Raw genomic sequence first — 23,041 nt, 5'->3', positions numbered from 1 at the left:
CTCACAATTGCATTAATAAATCCTTTACTGCCACTCGAACCGCTTCGTCAGATGAATATTGTGCTCGCCACCCAAGTTTAGCCAATTTATCAGGAGAAAGTCTCACTTGCGGAACGTCACCCTGCCATCCGCGTTCACCGCCGGTATATCTTACATTGACATTCTTCAGCCCCATTTCTTCAATTACAGTTTTAGCAATAGTCGTAACATCGGTTGCGCCATCACATGCCAAATGAAAATAATTAATGTATTCTTTAGAATTGCGATGTCCATATAACATACCGCTGACGCATTCTGAAACATGCAAATACGGCTTGGCCTGTTTACCATCACCCAATACTTCAAGTTCGGTTGGATTAGTACGAAGTTTTTTAATGAAATCAACAAGCGCTCCATGAGTTCCGTTTCGTCCAACTATATTTCCAAATCTGAATATCCATGCTTTCATTCCATAATTATGGCAAAAAGCGCTGAGCATTCCTTCGCATGCCAATTTACTGGCCCCGTATAAAGATATTGGAAACAGTGGGCCGTCGTCTTCATAGCTCGGTAGTTTCTTAGCCTCACCATAGACCGCTGAAGTCGAAGCAAAAATAATTTGAGATATAGTATTCAGGCGCATCGTTTCCAGCACATTGTAGGTGGCCAATGTTCCTTGTTTCAGATCAACGTCAGTGTATTTTGCGCCAAAACTTATATCAGAATTAGCCGCCAAATGAAAAACTGTTTCATGTCCCTTAATCGCTTTTTGCAATTGATCGCTGTCAAGCAAATCAGCCTTGATGAAGCAGAACTGCCGGCTGCCAAAAAACTCTTTGATGAATTCTTCTTTGCCCAGGCTTAAATTATCATACACCGTTACACTATGGCCGTCACTGAGTAAATTTTTTACTAAATTACTACCGATAAAGCCTGCACCACCTGTTATAAAAAATTTTTTCATTTCAAAAATTTAGAATATTGAGTAATGACTTCGATTATTTTATTAGTATGTTTATCAATATTAAAATCGTTCACGATCTTTGTACGAGCATTCTGACTCATTCGTTCTCTTTCATCTGTATGACGGATCAGATATTCTATTCTGTTAGCCAAGGTTTCTGAATCACGCTCATGTACTAAATACCCGTTGACTCCATCATCGATAACTTCAGGAATACCGCCCGTATAAGTTGAGATTGCCGGTAAACCGCACGCCATACATTCTTTGAATACTTGAGGAATGCCTTCCCGGAGTCCATTGCTGGATGCAATGACGGATGGCAAAACAAAAACTGAACTTAAATTAAATGCTTCGGGAATATCTTCACGGGCAATTCTTCCCATAAAAACAACTACGTTATCAAGTTTATTGTTCTTTACAATTTCTTTTAATCGGTTGACTTCAGGGCCAGTTCCGTACATGTGCAGAATAAATTCTAAACCACGGCTTTTAAGAATTTTACAGGCTTCAAATAAATACCTCAACCCTTTGTGCTCGACTAATAATGCAAGAGACATGATTACAAAAACATCCTTACGAGGCTTATTGGAAGGCGAGAAAAAATTTATGTCCGTACCGGTATGATTAACAATAATTTTGTCACGAATGGCTTCACCATAACAATCAATCAAGAATTCTTTATTGTATTTCGAGATCGAAAAAATTTTGTTTGCCGTAAATAATTTTTCTTTCCGAAAATTATTTTTTAAAAAAATGTCGGCGGCATGAACGGTCAAATAGTATTCAACTTCAGAAATCTTTGAAAAATAAAAAACATAAGTGGCGGCATAACTTGCAAAATGGCAGTGAACTGTTTTCAAACCTTTGGATTTCAGAAAAAAAGCAAGTTGTGGAAAAAAGAAAAAAACCTTCCAATCTCTGAACTTAAATTCCCGGGGAGCACCCATCCCTAGCGTTCTAAATACAAGAAAACAAAACAGCGCACACATTTTGTGTGGAAGTACTAACCAGAAATAAAGATGATTAGCGATTACTTTGGGATTGATTAAAGATTCATGCAAAAAAGTAGTCTCTTCTGCAATGAGCATTAAGTCTTCGCCCAAAAAATCTTTTGAAAGATTTGAAGCTTTTCGAGGGCGAATGCAAACTGGAATAACTTTTACACCTTTTTTCTGGAGATGATAAATCTCTTCCATCATCCAAACATATAAATCTTCAAAAAGATATACTACGGTCATGCTCGAGATACTTTGTTTAACTTGTATGAGTATATTTTCCTAAGGATAGGCCCTTTCAACGCCCACCATAACTTTCTCGCAATGAAATGGAGAACTCCTTCCTGCACGGGAATATTTATTCTGGGTTTTGATACTTTAAGAATCAATTCATCATAATCTTCCTTCTGGAAAATATCATTTGTAACATATCGTTGAATGTATAACCCGGCCTGTCGACATAAAGCGGCAAAATCATCAATGGTAACTTCTTCATCAACAATTTGTAAAGCATCCGGTTGGTGTTCTCGCAAATATGCCAATGATCGTGGATTTGGAATATTAATTATGATCACGGTTGAGGAATGACAATGACTCCGAACAATATTAAAAAGATGGGTATGATGTTCTTTCGGAATGTGCTCCATGAAATCGAATAGAGTAATCACATCAAATACTTTATTCAGATTGAGCGTTAAAACATCTTGCGCTAAAAAATTACCACCTTTGACAACCGCCTTCGCAAAACGAATATTATTCTCGGATAAATCAATACCAGTCACTTTCGCGCCACATTCAAGAATTTTTTTAGACGTAATTCCCGTTCCGCAGCCAAGCTCAAGAACTTCCATACCCGGACGTACAAATTCTCTAATAAGCTTGTGGATATGAATATAACGGCGATTATATGTCAATCGATCATAGAGAATATGTGATTCTGTAAATTGTTCGTAAAAGTCTTTGACTTTACTTTCAGTTCTGTGCTCGGCCATAAAAAAGCTAGGTTTTGATATTCAATATGGTGGTTTTACAGAAATTTAAAATATCGTGGATTCTTGAAATAATACCTAAAAAGCTAAAACGAATGAGTTTATGAATAACGACTACATGAATAAATGTGGCAACAATTGTAGAGAACAAAACAGCCAACGCAGCGCCTTTGGCTTGATAACTTGGTATCAATATAAAATAGAACAGCAAAGACAAGCCAATATATGCACTATTGATCATTAGTGCAATCTTCATTTTGTCAATTCCAACATAGTAACTCCCTGCAACCGACGTCCAAGGAACTATCAGCGCATGAAAACTGAAAATGTATAAAATAGAAATGCCTTCTTGATATTTCAGTCCAAACATTATCCCAAAAAGAACATCCGCAAAGAATAAATAAATGAAAAAAACCGGCAGCAAGGCAATTGAAGAAAAGCAAACAGCTTTTTCAAATACTTGCCTCAAAGTGATATAGTCCAGCTGAGTATGAAGTTTTGAAACGGTAGGAATTAACAATCCTTGTACAATTTGTGCAAAAACATCAAAAACACGATAAAATATCCTCGCGACATTATAGATATTGACTTGAAATGGTGTTGAAAAAAACGCAATTAAGTAATTATCTAAATATCCAAAAATAAAAAATGAACTGGTATTCGCAGTACCATAAGTCCCAAATGAGAGCATTTGTCTCCATTGGTCGACAGACTGGCGTAAACTAAATTTAAACGTATTCCATCCGTATACAACGCTCACAATTGTAGCAACGATAGACGATAAACCGATATTCATAAATACATCTTCCGCATTATACTCATATGAAACAAAAATCCATAAAAAAAGCCAGCTCAATGATATGACGGAAAATACTAAGTTAGTTAAGAAAATCTCTTTCAGGCGGTAAGTGGATTGAAATATATATTGGAAAATAAGCCTCAATGAAAAAGCGAGAAAAAACCATGGAATATACCATACTCGTTTTCCTAATCCGTCCAATTTAAACCACTGATCAATCCACGGCGTAGATGCCAGGCACATTATCGTTAATAGCAATGCGGCCAGCGAATACATAATAATACCAATCGAAATAAAAGAAGCGACATCTTTATTCCCTGCAGCATACTTCATCATCGGCTGTAAGGCAAAACTGCTGCATAAAGCAACAAGAAACATAAATAATGATTGATACACCAATACATAATAGGTGTATTCGGCTGTCGGCAAATGGCGGATCAGGATTAGATTAAATAATAAACCATACAGCGCAAACAGTCCTCTGTCGAGGGTTAGCCAAATACTTTTATCGATATGCGCACTGAATTTCATATAAACGTTTCATTTTAAAAAGCGCGTGAAAATAATCATTCAGGCGACAAAATGCATTAAAAAAAGATTGTCATGTTGTCCTTGTATCCTTCCTTGATGCTTACATTTTTTTGCCGTATCATTACACAGTAGTTTTTTGAATTACCATTTCCTTTCTTTGAACCAAACCTTTCGAAACGACGTTGACGTGATGTTGCAGCGTCCGGCTTTATCCCGGCCGCAACGTGTTTGTGTAATTCTGGCAGCCGCCAATGCATTGTTGCGGGATTACGAAACCAATGAATGTATTGCATTAGGAATCGCCGAGTCTGTTCCGGTACTTCAATTAAAGGAAGTTATTCTTCAAAATTATTTGTTTTGCGGATTTCCCAATGCCATTGAAGGTTTGCTGGTATTGCAAAAACAAGCCCATCTTCATGGAATATCCAACGAAGATTTTCAAGATCACCGTAGTAACGATGCAATTCAAAATGACGGTGAACGCCTTTGCAAAGAGGTTTACAGAAAAAATTTCGATAAACTAATGAGCAACATGCAATCGCTCAGCATGGACCTGCATCAATGGATGATTCGCGAAGGTTACGGAAAAGTCCTGAGCCGTCCGGTGTTGTCGGCCCTTGATCGTGAATTATGCATCGTATCGACGTTGGCTGTACTTGGGCGCACACGGCAACTGATCTCGCATCTGAAAGGCGCTTTTCATCTCGGAGCCGGCATTGAAGCAATTCGTGAAACCATTTTTTCGTTACGCTTATTCATCTCTCAAGAACATATCGACCATGCGATGAGCCTCATGAAAGATACTCTGGAATAAAATGGAACCGATCGTTCAACAATATCCTTCTCTCAATCCGCATCCCTCACTGGTCGGTCGAACTATTCTTGTTGTCGACGACGATGCGGTAGTCCTTAACACGATCAAAATGATGCTTCAATCGGCGGATATCAATTGCATATTGGCGACCGACGGGCAAGAAGCTTTGGCAGCAGTTATTCAACAAAAACCGGATGTGATTCTTCTTGATTACATGATGCCTGGAATCAACGGCGCGGAAGTATACAAAAAGCTCCTTACCGATGGATCGTATATTTCCGTTCGCGATACGCCGGTTATTATGCTGACGGCTAAAACAGACAACTACAAAGAGCAGCAGGAATTGCTCAAAATGGGGCTCAGCGCATATCTGCTCAAACCGTTCGGGCATAAGGAACTGATCAATGTCATTATCAACGTTCTGACGCTCAACGATGTCAAAATAGAAAATCAAAAGCTCCAGGTACAACTTCAGGATATTAAAAATTATCTTCAATCCGTTTTCGACAGCATTACCGATCCGATCAGTGTTCAAAATGTTCACTTCCAGATTCAACGATTTAATCACGCGGCCGCGCGAGCCTTTCCATCTTTGACCACCGGAATTAAAAGTTTTGAATCGGAATCGCCAGTACCGTTACATTGCCATCAATTATTTTTTAATCATGAAAAAATCTGTGACAATTGCCCGGCATCGGAAACGCTTGCAACCGGTCAATCCAAACTAGCAGAAATCCAGCATGACAACCGGTTTTACCAAATCAGCACATATCCTGTTCACGACCGTCAAGGCCGGGTTATTTCTTTCGTGGAATCCATCAAGGATATTACCGAAAAGAAAATGCTGGAGAATCAATTAATTGAATCGTCGAAACTGGCCAGCATCGGCACTCTTGCAGCAGGTGTGGCTCATGAAATCAATAATCCTTTATGCATTATCCTTGGATTCACTCAGTCATTGCTGACTGAAATCGGTACCCACGATCCCGTCCGGAAGGAATTGGAAATCATTGAACATGAGACGGCACGTTGCGGCAAAGTGGTTCAGGATTTACTCGCATACGCCCGACCCGGTGAACTCGTTCGCTCCTTAACCAGTGTAATCGAACTGATGCAAGGCAGTATCGGGCTGATCCGCCATTTACTCAAAAAAAATAAAATTGTGCTGACGGAATCTTATGAATCTAATATTCCGGACTCGTGGATGGATGCTCCGAAAATGCGTCAGGTTTTTATCAATATGCTCCTCAATGCCATACAAGCGATGCCTGACGGCGGCACTATTGACGTAACTATAAATTACGACTCCGACAATATTAATATCCGGTTTACTGATACCGGCGCCGGAATTCCCGGTGAAAAAATTCCGTTCATTTTCGATCCGTTTTTCACAACCAAAAAGGGACAAGGTTCTGGCTTAGGTCTTTCGATCTGTAAAGCGATTATTCATGAACACCAGGGGACAATCAGTGTTCAAAGCCACCTTGGCAAAGGAACACAGTTTTTGATAATATTACCGGTATTGCAAAACTAAGAGGTAACATTGACTGCTAAAATTCTGGTCGTTGACGACGAAAAAAATATTCTCGCATTATTTAAAAAAATTATTACGCCTTCGGCATTAAATGACGCGCATTATGACGGATCCGTCGAAGTACTCACGGCGATGAACGGTGAAATGGCGTGGGAAATGATCCAGGCTCAGGATTTCGATCTTATCATTTCCGATCTGGCCATGGGAGATATGAACGGAATTGAATTACTTAGGCAAGCTAAATCGGTAAAACCCGAAACGCCTTTTATGATACTGACGGGCGTCGGCACAATCGAAGATGCAGTCAAAGCGATTAAATTAGGCGCTTATGATTATATTACGAAACCTTTTCAACGCGATGAATTACTGATCACTTTACGTAAAGCGCTTGAATACCATCGGCTCAATTCTGAAGTCAAAGCGCTGCGTGAAAAACTCAGCGAAAAAGACGGTGTCGGTTTTAATCGTATCATCGGTAAAAGCAAAAGTATTACTAAGATTTTTGATTTGATCCGCGTCGTTGCGAAAAGCGATTCGACCGTATTGGTTGAAGGCGAGAGCGGCACCGGAAAAGAACTCATCGCAAAGGCAATTCATCAGGAAAGTTCACGGCGGAGCCAGCCGTTTATCGCAATCAATTGCGGTGCGATTCCGGAAACCCTGCTTGAAAGCGAATTATTCGGTCACGTCCGAGGCGCATTCACCGGTGCGATCAGCGATAAAAAAGGAATCTTTAAGGAAGCGGATAACGGAACTTTATTTTTAGATGAAATCGGTGACGTAAGTTTGCCCATTCAAGCTAAATTGCTTAGAGCATTGCAGGAACGAGAAATCCGCCCTGTCGGCAGTAATACCGGCGTACATTTCAATGTTCGCATTATCGCGGCAACAAACAAACCCATCCAGCAGATGATTACTGAAAATCTATTTCGTGAAGATTTGTATTATCGTCTTGCGGTCATTACGCTGAATGTTCCGCCCTTGCGCGACCGGAAAGAGGATATTCCTCTTTTAGTCAATTATTTTTTAGATAAATATAATCGTCTCAACGATAAACATATTCACAGCGTAAATGAAACTGCGATGGCTCAATTGCTCGAACACGATTGGCCGGGCAATATTCGTGAACTCGAAAATGTGATTGAACGTTCGGTTGTTATTTCGTCTGGCAACGCGATCGATCCCAATACACTCCCAAAAAATATCGTCAAGATCGGACGCGTCAGCCGGCAGGAAGTTGGTTTTCATCAATCGGAAAACCGGAGCTGGGATCAGTCTCTTAAACAAACCGAACTTATTCACGACCTATTGAAGCAAAACCATACTCTGAAAGACATTGTTGAATTGGCCGTTTGCGATATCGAAAAAATCGCCATTATCAAAGCATTGTCCGATGTGACCGGCAATCGCGCCGAGGCTGCACGTAAGTTGGGAATAAGCCGCCCTGCTTTATATAAAAAAATGAAAGAGTATAATATCGATTAAGGCTATACAATGATCATTGGAATTGGAACAGACATTATTGAAATCGAACGGATCGCGAAAAGCCATCGCCAATATGGTGATAAATTTCTTACGAGAATTTTCACTCAGGAAGAAATCCGGTACGCGATGGCTAAAAAAAATCCGTACCCGTCGTTAGCGGTACGATTTGCGGCAAAAGAAGCATTAATTAAGGCTACTCGTGAAGGAAAATTCCACAATTTCGATTGGTTAGAAGCGGCGATCGATACGCAAACCAACGGTGTTCCGCATTTTCGTTTCCAAAACACTCTCGCCCGTTTTCTTGAAAAAGCTACTGTTCACGTATCACTCTCTCATTCACAACATTATGCAACGGCAACCGTCGTTATTGAAAAGCCCTGATCAACTCTATTTAAGTAGAAATGCAGTAGCAATACCGAGATAAATCATAATCCCCAAGGTATCGTTTGTCATTGTTACAAACGGACCTGCGGCTAACGCCGGATCGACTTGCATGCGCTTGAGTAACAGTGGAAATAACGTCCCATTGAACGCCGCAAAAAAAATCACGCAAATCAATGCAATGCCGACAACCAGCGCAATATGAAAATCACCAATCCAAATGGAAACGACTCCGGCAAGTAACGCTCCGAGGATTAGCCCGTTAATTGATGCGACTCGGATTTCTTTGAGCAACTGGCGTTGTAAGTCGAGAAGTCCGATTTCTCCGGTCGCCAATCCACGGATAACAATAGACGAACACTGGATGGCAATATTACCTGCCATCGCCATAATGATCGGCACAAAAAACGCCAGCGCTAAAATCTGGTTGAGCGAACTTTCAAAACGGCTTAGCACGAAAGCTGCGACTAATTCTCCCGCTAATGCCGTCATGAGCCAAGGCAGGCGCGAGCGCGATATACGGAACGTCGACGTTTCCGTAACTTCTTCATCGACGGATCCTGCCATTTTGGACACGTCTTCCGACGCTTCCTGTTCAATAACGTCTACAATGTCGTCAATCGTAATTCTTCCAACTAACTTACCTGATAACGTCACAACCGGCAAAGTAACCAGGTCATATTTTTTGAATAATTTGGCAACTTCTTCCTGATCCAAATCGGTTTTGGCAAAAATTACATCCGGATTCATCACTTCCGAAACTAATTTGTTGGGCGCGACGACGAGGAGTGTTTCCGTTGAAACAGTACCTACCAGATTTCCATGCGTATTAACGACATAAATATCGTAAATCTTCTGAACTTCGGTAGATTTTTGACGGATTTCTTCGATCGCTTCGGCAATGGTCTCGGTATCATATACGTCGACAAATTCTAACTGCATCAGACCGCCGGCCGAATCCTCGTCGTATTTAAGAAGTTGCTGAACTTCCTGCGACTCTTCGTAGTCCAACTGACTTAAAACGATCTGCTGGGTCTCACCGTCCAGTTCTTGAACAATATTCGCCGCATCATCCGATTGCATTTCCTCGATGATGTCTGAAATTTGTTCTTCATCAAGATTCTCTAAAATATCTTCGCGCGAAGCCTGGTCGAGTTCAAGAATTACCTGCGAGGCTTTTTCCGTACCCAGAATCTGGAAAACGTAGTTACGTTCCTCTTCATCGAGGTGATCGAGAATCTCGGAAATATCCACCGGATGCAGATCTTCAAGGATATTTTTCAACAAATACTCGGCTTTCGAATCGACGAGATCCTTGATATCGCTGATAAATTCCTTGTCAATTTCGATTTCAGATTTAGATCGCACGTCTGGTTCCTTAAGAAGCGATGGTATTACTCAATTCTACAAATTCACGAACGGATAATGTTTCAGGGCGCCGTTCGAAATCAAAGTGAATCGCCTTATTCTGAATTAACTCAGCCAGAGAATTACGCATCATTTTTCTGCGTTGATTGAAACTCTGCCGGACTACAGTCCTGAAAATTTCGTAGTTGGAAACCTCAACGACAAACGGCCTGAACTTCATTTGGACAATGGACGAATAGACTTTAGGCCTCGGAAAAAACGCCGTTGGCGGTACGTCAAATAATTTTTTACAATCAGCATGGAACTGGCAAAAGACTGATAAAATCCCATAAACTTTGGACGACGGCGCGGCAACAATTCTTTGCGCCACTTCCTTCTGAATCATCATCGTAAACGTTTCAATATGATCGCGTTTATCGATTATTTTAAAAATAATAGGACTGGTAATGTGATACGGAAGATTACCAATGACTTTGAAATTCGGTGCATCGATTCGATCCCAATCGAACTCCAGGACATTATCTTGAATCAACCGGAACGTTTCTTTCGATCCGAATTTTTCATTCAAAGTCGGGATGAGTTGCGTATCATATTCGATTCCATACAATCGGCTGGCTTTTTCAATCAGCATTTCAGTCAACGCACCTTGTCCGCAACCTATTTCTACTACCGTATCTCCTGCATGAATTCCAGACGATGTTACAATTTTTTTGACAATATTTTTATCAATCAAAAAATTCTGGCTCAAGCGTTTTTTGGGAAGCGAAGGTGCTGCCACAGTGTAAAATTTTATGTCATTGAAGGATCGTAAAGCGCCGCTCAAGGTAAAAAATTGGCAAAGGATATTCAAGCCAATTTTGGCATAATGGCGGCCTACGATCCGCAATCCAAATCTTTTCTGTTGTGTTTTAACTACGCAAAAAAAGCTTGCCATTGAGCAAGTTGACTCCTATATTTCGAACGTTCGTTCGAATTTACCAGAACCACAATTTTTATGTTTAATGCTTTAGACCATAGCGCAGAAAACAACGTTGCCACTGACCGATATCATCTCAAATTGAGAGATCTGCTGGAGCAATGTGCAGCGCTTTTCGCCAAGAATGGCTATCACAATACATCTATTCGCGACATTGCCCGGGAAATGAATACCAGCCTTGCCGGCTTGTATTATTATTTCAAAACCAAAGAAGAACTGCTCTTTTTGATTTCACGGTATTCGTTTGATACGGTCATGGGTTCGCTTGCCGAAAAACTTGAACACGAAGCAAGTTCCAGAGAAAAGCTGAAAATCCTCGTACAAAATCATTTGCAATATTTTGTTACGCACCTGGATGCCATGAAAGTGCTGGCGCATGAATCCGATTCGCTTACCGGCGAATACTACATTCTGATCAACGACAAAAAACGGCAATACTTAGATATTCTTGAAAGATTATTACTCGACATTCAGCGGGAAGAATACAATCAGAAAAATCTGAAACTCAATCAACCTATCAAAATCGCAGCATTGTCACTTTTTGGTATGATGAACTGGACGTATACATGGTACAATCCTGACAAACGCGAACACAGTCCGGCTAATATTGCCAAAATATCTGAACAAATGGTTGAGATATTTTTAAACGGTTTTGTCAATGTTTGAAGTATTACTATATCACTAAAACCAAAGGAAGCAGCTATGTTAAAAGCTCAGGTCTCGACGTTTGACGACTGGGTGGACTTATTCCAAGAATGGAAAAAGGATATCGGGTTCGACGAAAAAACTTTCAAGCGTTTTCTTCCTACCTACCTGCTGGAACCGAAATACGAGCATTGCAAATACAATGAAATCCAATTTGGCGACTTTCGCGGTGATAGAAAATGGGAGCGTGTTTTGGATATTCCCAATCAAAATATCCGCGACGCTTTGCAACAGTTGATCGTATTTCAGGGCGATACGGAATTTGCCTCCGTCGAGCAACAGCGTTATCTCGTCGACCGTGCTCCGAGCGATTACGACACTTACGCCCTCATGCGGATCAATGCTGAAGAAATGCGTCATGGCTGGCAGATGAGCCATATCCTTGTAACACATTTCGGTGAAGGCGGACGAAAAGAAGCCATGAAACTGCTTGATCGTCGCGCCTATGAACAAAAACGCCTGCTTGGCTCCTTCAATGAAGTGATGGACAATTGGCTCGATATGTATACGTATACCGAATTCATTGATCGCGATGGAAAATTCCAGCTCAAAATGCTAAGCCATTCTGCATTTATGCCGCTGGCCATGAGCATGGGACCCATGCTCAAGGAAGAAGCCTTCCATTTGGGGACAGGCAATAATGGATTGAAACGTATTTTGAAGGCCGGAAAAATTCCTGTCGAAATCATTCAAAAATATTTCAATAAATGGGTACCGACCGCGTACGATCTTTTCGGCAATGACGGCTCTTCCAATGCGCATTGGGCTTACGTCTGGGGACTCAAAGGTCGGTTCAATGAAGACGAAACGGATGAAGAAGCGAAGAAAGAAGAATTAAATCAGATGGCACGCAGCCTCTATATTGCCGAGATTGCCAAACTCATCGAGGACATGAACATGTTGATCCCCAGAGACCAACAAAAACTGATCGTGCCTGATGTGAAATTTAACCGGAGTATCGGTCTGTATGCTCATCAGCCATACAGCGTAGATGGCAAAATGCTGACGCCGGAACAATGCGAGAAACACAAAGCGGAAGTTCTTCCGTCACAAAAAGACAAAGATTTCCTGAAAGATATTTTCAAGGAAAATGACTGGATTGAATTTAAGCCGCTTAAACAAATGGATTAATGACTGAAAAGCCCGGTTAAAAGCCGGGCTTTTTTGTTTGATTCCTCCCTCGTTTCCATCATAATTAACATTTTTTCCACTTTTTAACTTGAAATATGATCAGAGGCACCTTATATTGATTTAGTGCTCTTCTTTTGGTTCCCCATTAATTACTTATATTAATATAAACAAAGACTTAATTGCACTAAATATGAGGTGTGAATGGTCCTTGTTACGAAACTAATTTACTTTTTTAACCCCTTCATAGTTCTCCTTGCTTTTTTTATCAGCGGGAGTAGTGTCGCTCAGTTGAAGTTGGAACTGAATTTTGGCGACACGGATAACTATTCTTTTTACAAAGATGATTCGTCAGGGGAATGGATCCAGGAAGTAATCAGCAAAGATTATTTACAGAAAGGTAATTTTGAAATTGCCCGGTTTATGAAACCAAGCCCGGCAGGTGGTAATTACCTTTTACTTGATGGCATCGGTCATTTCTTAAAATTGCCCGCTAACGCCGACATTAATCTTAACGGTCACGTTGCTTATACGGTGTCGATGTGGTTGTATCTTTATTCAACCAATGTGAATGGCGAAATTATTAACGCCGACAACGGATTTGTATCTGGCTACAGATTTTTCATCGAAAATAATATTCCAAAACTTGAAATCCGCGAGGGTCACAGCGAAATATTTTCATCCGATACAACTTTGGACGCGAGCCGCTGGGTTCACCTTGGCGCATACTGCGATGGGGCGCATGACAGTATTACTTTTTATGTTAATGGACGAATCGTAAAGCAATTACCCTTCACTAAAATCACGCAGGTTAATACAGGCGCTACAAGTTATATCGGCGCTCTGACCAAATCGTCAGTACCCAATTTTCTCAAAGCCAATCTGGATCAAGTGCGCTTTTTTGCCGGAGAGGATACTATCTTCAACTCGGTGCAAAAAATTGCTCAGAGACAAAACAGCCGCAGCAGCAAAAAAGTCAAAACTGTCGGCCCTGAAACGTTTTCGCTCGAACAAAATTATCCTAATCCTTTTAATCTCTCAACAACCATCAAATTTGAATTGCGTCAATCAGGTTTTGTAGAGCTTCGAGTATATGATCTTCTCGGTAATAACATTCGAACTTTATATGAAGGCGAAAAAGAAGTGGGCGTTCACGAATTCACATGGGACGGAATGGACTATAAAAATGCCGTTGTGCCGAGTGGAATTTACTTTGTAAGACTTGCTTTCGATGGATCAGTTTTGACCAAAAAAATGGTGCTGGTCAAGTAGCTTTAACCTCACTCACTTTTAGTAAACTTATATCCCACACCGCGAATTGAATGAATAAATCGGGGTTCTTTCGGATTCGGTTCGAAATAACTGCGTAATTTTACAATAAAATTATCGATCGTACGTGTAGACGGCAACGTTTCATAACCCCAAACTTTAGACAAAATCTCGTCGCGAGTCACAACCTGTCCTTCATTCTCGATCAACAGCTTCATCAACAAACATTCTTTCTTGGTAAGCGGAATTTTCTGTCCATTGGCTGTCGCTTCATAGTTTTCAAAATCGATCGTCGCCAGCCCGAAATGATAGTGATTGGGCAATTCCGCACTCACGATCGGAGTCCGTTGACTGCGGCGAATGAGCGCTTTCACACGGAGTAGAAATTCGTCCAGATTAAATGGTTTACCTAAATAATCGTCTCCACCGATCTGAAAGCCTTCAATCCGATCCCGTTCTTGATTCTTGGCCGTCAGAAATAGAATCGGCGTCTGTACATCTTCCTGACGAATGGTTTTGCATACGTCAAAGCCGCTCAAACGCGGCAACATGACATCCAGCACGATCAAATCAAATTGGTTATCTCCCCACTCTTTAAGAGCTTTTTCTCCGGTTTCGGCCCACACAACATCGTATTCATGTTCAAGGTTGAATACCAACGATTCAGCTATATTTTTTTCATCTTCGACTAACAGGATTTTTTGCAACATATAAAAATTATTCCTTGGTTTCATTAAACAACGGGAAAGTCACAGTAAAAGTTGTACCTTGATTCAATCCATCGCTATGAACGCGGATATCACCTTTATGACGCGTAACAATTTTTTTGACAATAAATAAGCCGATGCCGGTGCCCTTAGTATTGCGGGTCATTTCATTGCCAACACGATAAAATTTCTGAAAAATCCACTCCATTTCTTTTTTTTCAATTCCGACGCCATTATCACGAATTTCAAAAACCGCTTGACGCTGAAGGGTGTATAATTTTATCGAAATTTTTTTGGGAGTCACCGAATATTTGACGGCATTCTCTATCAGGTTATCAAAGACCGAGTAAATAGCATGCTGATCGCCTTTGATTACAACGGAAGAATGAATATCGGTATCAAGTTGCACCGTTTCTTCATTAGCATAATGTTCGATTTTTTTTAGCGATTGCTGAGCAACTTCCGACAAGTCCAACGGTTTCATGACATATTGATAGTCATCGCGATCAAGCCGTGCAGCTTCCAAAACATTTTCAACTAATTTTTCGAGTCGCTCAACGTCGTGGAGAGAATGTATCAAAAAGTTTTTTCGTTTCTCCAGCGGAACCTCGCGTGACGACAATGTTTGAATATACAATTTCAACGAGGCTAGCGGCGATTTGAATTCATGCGTCACGCTCAGAATAAAATTTTTCTGATAGGATTGCAGTAATACCTCTCTCCTGAAAGCGAGAAACATCAGATAAATTCCAACCAGCAAAAGGATGCAGAAAAAAACACCCTCCGAAACAAACATAGCTGTTTTGCGATCTGAACGACTATCTAAATTACTCAGAACATCGGATTTGACTTTAATGTCGACTGGAAGAATCAACCACGGTGAAGGCCCGGATATAAATTGACCGCTAGTGTAATCATGCGTCGGACCGACTAGATAAGTCTCATCGCCCCGGCCCAAAAATTCCTGAATAAGATCCCAGTTTACAACAGTACGATAAACTCTGTCGTCAAAATCTTTATAATAAATTACGCCGTTGGTTACATAAAATGAATTCCATTGGCCATTCAAAAAAATCGGAGGCATGGCCGGAGTACCACTGATTTCTTCAATCGGAACGTGGCGTGCAATGATAGGACTGCCAAAAAAACCATGCCGTATATTTTGAATCACCAAACTGCCGTACGCCTGATTAATTTCCGTCAGCGTCTGACGGCCTCGAATTTGTAATATGTTTTCATGAAGACCGTGCAAGACATTATTCTGCTGAATCTGGAAATACATCCACCAACCGATCTGTGCAGTCAGCAATACAACAATGATACAAAAAATTACAAGCGGTTTTTTTGACGATTGTGCTCCACGCTTGAAAAAATTTTTAATACTCAATCTTGCTCCTATTTTCCGGCTTTCTCAGTCATAAGCGCTTCGTAAGCTTCTTTGATTTCTTTAAACCGATTATCCCCGGCAATGCCCAGTTCATCAGCAACATTCATATCGGGATGATAAATCATACTGAGTTTTCGATAAACCGATTTAATCTGTTCAACGGTCGCATCTTCTTTCACTCCCAAAATTTCATAGAAAGTTTTCTTACGGCCGGATCGTGGCACTGTTTCTTCGGAAGAGCCGATACGTAGAACTTCCTCGATAAAATCTTTGATCTGCACAATTTGCGGTTTCACTTCGTCGATGGTAATTTGGCCATTTTTAAAACCGGTTTTGAGTAATTCCAGCTCGGCTTTGAAATCGATAACGGCCATAATGATATCGGCGCTGGTATTACTGGCCAGTGCCGCGATAGTCAATTCTTCCGATTGTTCAATCAGCTTCAGAACTTCGGATTCACTCTCTTTATGATAATCATCTTTGAACTGACGAATAGAGTTCTGAATATCTTCGGCAATTTCTTTGGCTAGTACAAATTGCTGATGAAGCAACGCATCCTGCGCGCGTTCTAGGTAAAAAGCCAATTCCTTTGCGCCGTCGGCGAACTTTACAAAAATATCACTTTCCCGGAAACTACGCATTTCAGCTTCGGCATTGCTGACCTCAAAGAGAGCATCTTTACGAATTTGTTTATACCGGTCGGCTGCTTCACGGGCGCGGTTGGAAAGCCGGACGGTTTCACTGCAATGACGATCGCACATTTCATAATCTTTATGTTCAAATGACGTTTGTGCTTCTTTAAATTGATCGACGGCCAACTTCATGTCATCAGGCGCATGCTTATCACTTTCAGCTCCACGGGCCAACTCCACGTGTTCCTCCGCATCATCCAGCCACCACTTCGCCTGACGCCGTAATTCGCTGATTTGAATTCGTTTACGCGCCCAAAATCCCAGCCCAAATGTCCCTGCAATAGCCAGCCCAAGCACGCCAAAAAATTTGATTTGATCCAACCGTGACTGTTCGTCGATCCGATCTTTGAGTTCTTTGCCTTCACTGCTCTCGGGATCGTATGTAAACGCCATCCGCAAAAAATTATTTGCCAGATTAATATTATCGTTTTCAAATTCATCCCGGGCCTGGATGATATAATGACCGGCCAATTCGCTCCCGGATTTTTTAAGAAGCGTCTTACCTTCCTGATCATCCTTGTCGATGCTGACAATCTCCTGCGCCGACTGATAAGCAAGATACCAGTTGCCACGGGCAAGTTCTTTCGTCGCCTGCGTTTTTAAATAATCCGTTCGCTGTTTATTCTGACTTTTTACGAAATCATAATCCGCACCAATCGATAATTTTTTTTCGCCGGCAACGTATAATGCCGAACTCGTATCGATTCGAAAATCGTTTTGCAGTTCATTGACAAATTTGGGATCGAAACTCACATCGGTTGAGGAAGGGCTTATGTTGACATAATTATTATCTTTGTTCGACCAAAGATTATTATACGATAATTGAATGTCGCGGGTATTGACTACGCCAATTCCAAATTTATTTTTGACGATGTTATTATTGATCAGCGTCATTGAAGCGGTGTTGCTGATGAAAATACCATAGCCGAACGTATCGTTGCTATCTTTACCGTTTTTCAGGATGGTATTATTTTTTAAAATCGGGCTTGCATTACCGGTAACGTGAATTCCATTTTTGCCATTATCATAGATATAATTACCTGTAATTCTGTTGACAGAATTTTTGTCCAGAATAATTCCATGTCCCGCATTATTCCTGATTATGTTATGTTCAACTGAGGAACTGGCGTAAGCGATGAATTGAATACCGTCTCCTCCGTTATTAAAAATCAGTCCACCTGAAACGGTTCCAGTACTGCGTTTGTCAATTCTGACCCCTGAGACGGAGTTACTGGCAAATGTACATTGACGCATTTGAACGGAACTATTCGATGAAATGTCCGCGCCATAAGTCCCGAAACGGAATGAACATTTTTCAATTGTAAATGTGGAATACCGTGCCGTAAAAACAGGGAGGGCTGTCGGTTTACTAAATTCAAACGATAAGTCAGTCATCAAACCGCCGCTGAGATTATAGGCCTGTAAAACAGGTTGATCCCCATCAGATATGATAATCGTTTTGCCGACGCCTTCTCCGTCAATATTCACAAAGCTTTTCAGCATCAATGCTTCATGGTAAATACCGCTTTTGATCTTGATGCGTGAATTGAATTCGGCAAAATCAATGGCTTCCTGAATTGACGAAAATTGCCCTGAACCGTCCAATGCAACGGTTATGATTTTATCCGAACTTCGTACTGAGCGGGTTTTTCTTTTTTGGCCGAAGAGTGTACCAAAAAAAAAGAGGGAGCATACCATCCAAACCAGTATTGCTCTAAATAAGTAGAAATTTCGTAAATCTAATGGCATGCGATTAATTGGCGGTTCAGTTTTTTAGAATGTAGTTAACGCCGCCTAAATTCACAAACCAATTTTTCCCTATCGACCTAAATTATAACGTCCTTCCAACGGTCCGTTTTCAAGATTCAGCACGCCGCGCGGGCACACGGCTGAACAAATACCGCAACCAACACACGAAGCGCGAATAATATTTTGACCTTTCATGGCATACGCCCGCACATCAATACCCATCTCACAATACGTTGAACAATTACCACAACTGATGCACTGACCGCCATTGGACGTTATTCGAAAACGAGACCAGTATTTTTGTATCAAGCCTAATACGGCGGCCATCGGACATCCGAAACGGCACCACACGCGGCTACCCATCAATGGGTAAAAACCGACTCCGATGACGCCCGAAAATAAAGCTCCGATGTAAAAGCCGTAAGCGCTTGAAAAAGTTTGTGACCATGAACCAAACATCGCACCCTGAGTTACAGAATTAATCCACAGTAATAAAGTCGTTATCACGACAAAAACTAAAATACTGTAGATCAGATACCGTTCAATTTTCCACGACATCAGCGATTTATTGGACAGTTGGCGATACGGATCGCCCAACGTTTCGGCTAATCCTCCGCAGCCGCACACCCATGAACAATACCAACGTTTGCCGAAGAAATAAGTCAGCACTGGCGTTGCAACAAATGACATTATCGCGCCCCAAAATATCATGAACGTGCCCAATCCTCCGGGCTGACTCATAAGCCAGTGAACGTCGTTGGGAAATAAATACGAATATTTCAACGGCCAAAAATACGTAAAATAAAATTCAGGTTGATTAAAAAGCTGCAATAAACCCGGAATCAGAAATGAAAATCCAAGTTGAAAAAACATAACCGAACACGTCCGGATAATTTGGTACCGGCTGTGTCGATTTTTGACGATCATGCGTATTCCCATGACGATAACCGCCAACGTATAATAGAAACCATACAAAAACCATTGATCAGCCGCTTTACCACGTACAATAAAGCTTAACCAATCGGTCGTACGAATCAAATTTTCCAAATATTGTGGAAACCAGTACAGAATGACATAAAATCCCGTAAAAAAAACGGCCGCAGCCCAACCCAACAGTCCGCGCGACGTCGCCGACAAAAAAAATAAACGATTGTGCTTAATCCCTGCCGGCGATTCCTTCAATTGCGGCAAAATAAATACGAGCGCTCCGGCTATAATCAATCCGGCACTCAAAAGAAAAAACATAACCGGATTGGAACGCGAAACCTCCATCAACCCCATCATCATGAATAAAAAACCAACGACGCATAAAACCAAACCGGTTTTCTTGATCGCGGAATAATTGTGATGCGGTAATTCAATCGAAATCGGCTGCATATAAACCTCTATTAAAATTTAATCTCATGCATTTTGGAATAATCCGCGGCGACGTTTAAGAAATACTTTGCGTTCCGGGTGTTTGGAATTGAATAAATCAATCGCTTCCTTCTCAAACTCACTGAAAAATTCAGGATCGAAATTGGCCGCACCCAGATTTTCCAATACATATTCGATGGTACGTTGTTCTTTGATCCACCGTTCACAAATCGCCTGCCTGTAACGGATCCCAAATAAATTAAATCCGATCACCGTCTGACCGGTTTTATGATAAACGATACGGATGCTATGTTTGCCATCCGGATGTTCCCAATACAATGATTCTTCATCTTGCACCGGTACATTACTCACAAAACCGTATGTCTGATATTCAATATCGAAAAATTTAGCAGAATTAAACCATACTCCACGATCATAAGCTGTTCTATTGCCGCACAATGTTTTAGCTAAAACTTCAGCTTGCATGCGTCCGGTATACCATAGTTGCTCAATTTTAGGATGGCGAGGCCTGTTCATTTTGAATTCAGCACAATCGCCCGCCGCATAAACATCCGCAATATTAGTCTCGAGAAATTCATTGACTAGTACGCCTCGATTGATCTCGATTTTAGAATTTTTGGCAACGTCTGTATTTGGGGCAACGCCTGCCGTGAGACCAACGAATTGGCATCCAATCTCCTCGCCTTTATCCGTCACAATGGCACGCACGCGGCCATCATTACCAGCAAGAATTTCTTTTAATTGAGTGCCCAGTCTGAGGTCAATTCCATATTCACCAATATGCCTGCCCACAAGTTTTGCTTCTTCCTGTGGAAGAATGTTATCCCAATAATTAGTTTCGCGAACCAGAAAAGTAACGGGAATATTGCGTGAATGAAGCATTTCGGCCATTTCGATTCCGATCAACCCTCCCCCAACAATCACGGCTTTTGAAATATTGCTCGTATTTTTTTCCATCAATTCAATATCTCTCATCCCGTAAAGCCCTTGCACGCCCGGAAGATCTTGTCCGGGCCATCCGAATTTATTGGTACGTGAACCGGTTGCAATCACGAGTTGTCCGTAGGGCAGCTTTTGACCGTTGTTGAGCACAATCGATTTTGCATCCGTGTCGATCGACATGACCGTTGCACGCAAAAGCTGGATTTTATTTTTCTCCCAGAACCAATCTTCGTACGGTTTAGTGTGCTCAAATTTCATATGACCCATGTAAATATACATGAGCGCCGGGCGTGAATAGAAGAAATCTGTTTCATCTGAAATAACGATAATCGGCCGGTCGCTTTGTTTTCGAACCAACCGCGCCGTCGTAATGCCGGTAATGCCATTACCGATAATGACCAGTGATTCCACATTCTCTCCTCAAATTGTTTAGAAAAGCTTAACGATTAGTCAATGTAAGGAATACAAATTGAAAAATCTAAAATTGTTTCGTACGGAGTAAATTGCCCATTACAACCCGATGCGGTAATTTTTATTCCTTAAAAAAATAGGAAAAATAAAAATCGCGAACTTTCAAGCTCGCGATTTTTTATAAATCAATTGACAGGATGAACATGACGTCGCCGCCGGCGGGACTGATGTTTACGTTCGCTGGGACTTACGTAATTGGCTTTTTCGACATAGGTCTGAATGATCCGCGCTTTGCGGCATTCCGTTTCAAACCGTCGCACCGCCTTCTCGAAGGGTTCACCCTTTCTCACGATAGTCGATAGCATGTCGCACCTCTTTGGTTATGTTAAATTTAACTTTTCCAATAATGTCAGGATTGGATATATCATTAAAACACTTTTCATCGTTTTTTATTCCTACGCAGATGTATGAACAATGTGACGGAATCTTCGTGACATAACAAGGTCATTTCAATGTGAAATTGGAACGCTTGAACGGTGAAATGGTTTAATCGCGACTTATTTCACTTGAATTTTAGGATATTACTCTTTAGATTTTTGCCGCGAAAAAAATTCAGAGGAGCGTGTCGTTATGAAAATTTATCTCGAAGCAGGTTCAGGATTCAAAACGGGTAAAGACGTATACGGCAACGAAATCGTTGGATCGGCGGACAGCGCGGAAACCGTAAAATTTTGCGCGGAATTCCTCGCCGCTCAGTCCGAAATCAGTCAACAAAAAATCGAGATCGTTCAAACTAAAAATGCCATTGCTCTCATCGAAAGCATGCATACAGAAGACCTTCTTATTTCCGTTCATCTGGATTTTTACCGCGACTCGGCAGGCGTAGGGCTCAGAGGATTTTACCGCAGCACGCGTAAACATAATTCGGAAAAATGCAAAGCATTGGCCATAACCGTCACCAAAGGTTTGCGCGATCACATCGACATGTATTATCACGGCGTTTTCAATGAACAGCGTGATAAACATTCCGAACTGGAGCCAGTCGTGGCTACGCAGGCACTGTCGGCATTAATTTCGGTCGGCTTTAAAGAAGAATTCAAAAATAAAGTGACCGAAAGCCAGGTTCATAAGAACATTGCAACCGGAATCGGCAAAGGCATTATTCGTTATCTGAATGCATCGCGATAACATGATTTTCAATTTTAGAATGGGCGTCCTATTGGCGCCCATTTTTTCTTTTCCATCCGTGTTCCCTCTTCTTCCCGCGACAAAATTGCTTGAAATTGTTGAGGTTTGTCGTTATCATAATTTAATTATAATCCCCTCCATGTTATGTTTGAAGAAACTTTCCGAAAGAACGAGAACGCTCAGCTTAAAGAAGCGGAATATTACTTTCACCGCGCTTACGAAGTGCAGATTGGCGGCCGTCTGAATGAGGCCGTTGAGTTATACAAAAAATCCATTTCCCATTTTGCAACGGCTGAAGCGCATACATTCCTGGGATGGGTTTACAGCCTTTTGGGCGATCTGAATTCAGCCATTGCAGAGTGCGAACAAGCGATTGAAATCGATCCGAGTTTCGGTAATCCGTATAATGATATTGGTGCCTATTTGATAGCGATGAAGCAATACGACGAAGCCATCCCTTGGCTTGAAAAGTCGATGGCTGCCGAACGGTATGAAGCACGCCATTATCCGTATTTCAATCTCGGGCGTATTTATGAAGCCCGCGGAGAATGGTTTGAAGCGCTCGAACAATATGAAAAAGCTTTGGCAATTTATCCGGAATATGAATTGGCCAAGGAATCCATTCACCGTATGAAAACCTTGTTGAATCGTAGGAATTAATCTGAAACCTT

Annotated in this window: 21 protein-coding genes; 9 read left to right on the top strand and 12 right to left on the bottom strand. The window is 41.3% G+C overall.

Going from position 1 to position 23,041, the window contains the following annotated elements; all coding sequences use genetic code 11:
* Position 1 precedes the first annotated feature (1 nt).
* Genes K1X84_07940 through K1X84_07925 form a run of 4 tightly spaced genes read right to left on the bottom strand, consistent with a single transcriptional unit; the run spans position 2 to position 4,257 of the window.
* On the bottom strand, positions 2–943 hold the full coding sequence (locus tag K1X84_07940) for an SDR family NAD(P)-dependent oxidoreductase (protein ID MBX7151555.1): 942 nt from the start codon (positions 941–943) through the stop codon (positions 2–4).
* Positions 940–2,181, bottom strand: a complete 1,242-nt coding sequence (locus K1X84_07935) for a glycosyltransferase (GenBank protein MBX7151554.1) — start codon at positions 2,179–2,181, stop codon at positions 940–942. Before K1X84_07935 ends, K1X84_07940 begins: the two co-directional genes overlap by 4 nt.
* Complete coding sequence (locus K1X84_07930; GenBank protein ID MBX7151553.1) at positions 2,178–2,930, bottom strand: class I SAM-dependent methyltransferase; 753 nt, start codon at positions 2,928–2,930, stop codon at positions 2,178–2,180. Before K1X84_07930 ends, K1X84_07935 begins: the two co-directional genes overlap by 4 nt.
* A gap of 7 nt (positions 2,931–2,937) precedes the next feature.
* A complete protein-coding gene (locus K1X84_07925; protein ID MBX7151552.1) occupies positions 2,938–4,257 on the bottom strand; it encodes an oligosaccharide flippase family protein in 1,320 nt (439 codons plus the stop codon).
* A 136-nt stretch (positions 4,258–4,393) separates the two neighbouring features.
* On the opposite strand from K1X84_07925, the gene K1X84_07920 reads away from it, so the two are divergent.
* Genes K1X84_07920 through acpS form a run of 4 tightly spaced genes read left to right on the top strand, consistent with a single transcriptional unit; the run spans position 4,394 to position 8,471 of the window.
* Positions 4,394–5,071, top strand: coding sequence for a carboxymuconolactone decarboxylase family protein (locus K1X84_07920; protein ID MBX7151551.1), 678 nt, complete (start codon positions 4,394–4,396; stop codon positions 5,069–5,071).
* A 1-nt stretch (position 5,072) separates the two neighbouring features.
* A complete protein-coding gene (locus K1X84_07915; protein ID MBX7151550.1) occupies positions 5,073–6,605 on the top strand; it encodes a response regulator in 1,533 nt (510 codons plus the stop codon).
* Between the two features lie 9 nt (positions 6,606–6,614).
* Positions 6,615–8,090, top strand: a complete 1,476-nt coding sequence (locus tag K1X84_07910) for a sigma-54 dependent transcriptional regulator (protein ID MBX7151549.1) — start codon at positions 6,615–6,617, stop codon at positions 8,088–8,090.
* Between the two features lie 9 nt (positions 8,091–8,099).
* Positions 8,100–8,471, top strand: a complete 372-nt coding sequence (gene acpS, locus K1X84_07905; protein MBX7151548.1) for a holo-ACP synthase — start codon at positions 8,100–8,102, stop codon at positions 8,469–8,471.
* Between the two features lie 6 nt (positions 8,472–8,477).
* Here the strand turns inward: acpS and mgtE are convergent, their stop codons facing one another.
* Together mgtE and rsmA are read right to left on the bottom strand one after the other, a co-directional pair.
* A complete protein-coding gene (gene mgtE, locus K1X84_07900; protein ID MBX7151547.1) occupies positions 8,478–9,839 on the bottom strand; it encodes a magnesium transporter in 1,362 nt (453 codons plus the stop codon).
* A gap of 10 nt (positions 9,840–9,849) precedes the next feature.
* Entirely contained in the window at positions 9,850–10,773 is a 924-nt protein-coding gene (gene rsmA / locus K1X84_07895; protein MBX7151546.1) for a 16S rRNA (adenine(1518)-N(6)/adenine(1519)-N(6))-dimethyltransferase RsmA, read from the bottom strand.
* Positions 10,774–10,833: 60 nt separating this feature from the next.
* On the opposite strand from rsmA, the gene K1X84_07890 reads away from it, so the two are divergent.
* The 3 genes from K1X84_07890 (at position 10,834) to K1X84_07880 (ending at position 13,920) form a co-directional block, all read left to right on the top strand.
* On the top strand, positions 10,834–11,481 hold the full coding sequence (locus K1X84_07890) for a TetR/AcrR family transcriptional regulator (protein MBX7151545.1): 648 nt from the start codon (positions 10,834–10,836) through the stop codon (positions 11,479–11,481).
* A gap of 36 nt (positions 11,482–11,517) precedes the next feature.
* On the top strand, positions 11,518–12,651 hold the full coding sequence (locus K1X84_07885; protein ID MBX7151544.1) for a phenylacetate-CoA oxygenase subunit PaaI: 1,134 nt from the start codon (positions 11,518–11,520) through the stop codon (positions 12,649–12,651).
* A gap of 288 nt (positions 12,652–12,939) precedes the next feature.
* Positions 12,940–13,920 (top strand): T9SS type A sorting domain-containing protein, encoded by a 981-nt coding sequence (locus K1X84_07880; GenBank protein ID MBX7151543.1) that lies wholly within the window; start codon positions 12,940–12,942, stop codon positions 13,918–13,920.
* Between the two features lie 8 nt (positions 13,921–13,928).
* On the opposite strand, the gene K1X84_07875 is transcribed toward K1X84_07880, so the two are convergent.
* The 6 genes from K1X84_07875 to rpsU form a co-directional block, all read right to left on the bottom strand.
* Positions 13,929–14,627 (bottom strand): response regulator transcription factor, encoded by a 699-nt coding sequence (locus K1X84_07875; GenBank protein MBX7151542.1) that lies wholly within the window; start codon positions 14,625–14,627, stop codon positions 13,929–13,931.
* 7 nt (positions 14,628–14,634) lie between these two features.
* On the bottom strand, positions 14,635–16,011 hold the full coding sequence (locus K1X84_07870) for a HAMP domain-containing histidine kinase (protein ID MBX7151541.1): 1,377 nt from the start codon (positions 16,009–16,011) through the stop codon (positions 14,635–14,637).
* Positions 16,012–16,019: 8 nt separating this feature from the next.
* Positions 16,020–18,401, bottom strand: coding sequence for a right-handed parallel beta-helix repeat-containing protein (locus K1X84_07865; GenBank protein MBX7151540.1), 2,382 nt, complete (start codon positions 18,399–18,401; stop codon positions 16,020–16,022).
* Positions 18,402–18,521: 120 nt separating this feature from the next.
* Positions 18,522–19,829, bottom strand: a complete 1,308-nt coding sequence (locus K1X84_07860; protein MBX7151539.1) for a 4Fe-4S binding protein — start codon at positions 19,827–19,829, stop codon at positions 18,522–18,524.
* Positions 19,830–19,853: 24 nt separating this feature from the next.
* On the bottom strand, positions 19,854–21,182 hold the full coding sequence (locus K1X84_07855; GenBank protein ID MBX7151538.1) for an FAD-dependent oxidoreductase: 1,329 nt from the start codon (positions 21,180–21,182) through the stop codon (positions 19,854–19,856).
* 185 nt (positions 21,183–21,367) lie between these two features.
* Entirely contained in the window at positions 21,368–21,547 is a 180-nt protein-coding gene (gene rpsU, locus K1X84_07850; protein MBX7151537.1) for a 30S ribosomal protein S21, read from the bottom strand.
* A 265-nt stretch (positions 21,548–21,812) separates the two neighbouring features.
* Between rpsU and K1X84_07845 the strand changes: the two genes are divergently transcribed.
* Positions 21,813–22,370, top strand: a complete 558-nt coding sequence (locus K1X84_07845; GenBank protein ID MBX7151536.1) for an N-acetylmuramoyl-L-alanine amidase — start codon at positions 21,813–21,815, stop codon at positions 22,368–22,370.
* Between the two features lie 144 nt (positions 22,371–22,514).
* A complete protein-coding gene (locus tag K1X84_07840) occupies positions 22,515–23,030 on the top strand; it encodes a tetratricopeptide repeat protein (GenBank protein ID MBX7151535.1) in 516 nt (171 codons plus the stop codon).
* Positions 23,031–23,041: the final 11 nt, after the last annotated feature.

The sequence above is a fragment of the bacterium genome (assembly GCA_019695335.1).
GTDB lineage: Bacteria > CLD3 > CLD3 > SB21 > SB21 > JABWBZ01.
Note: the sequence above shows the minus strand (reverse complement) of the source record. Positions and strands in the feature narration are given on the sequence as shown.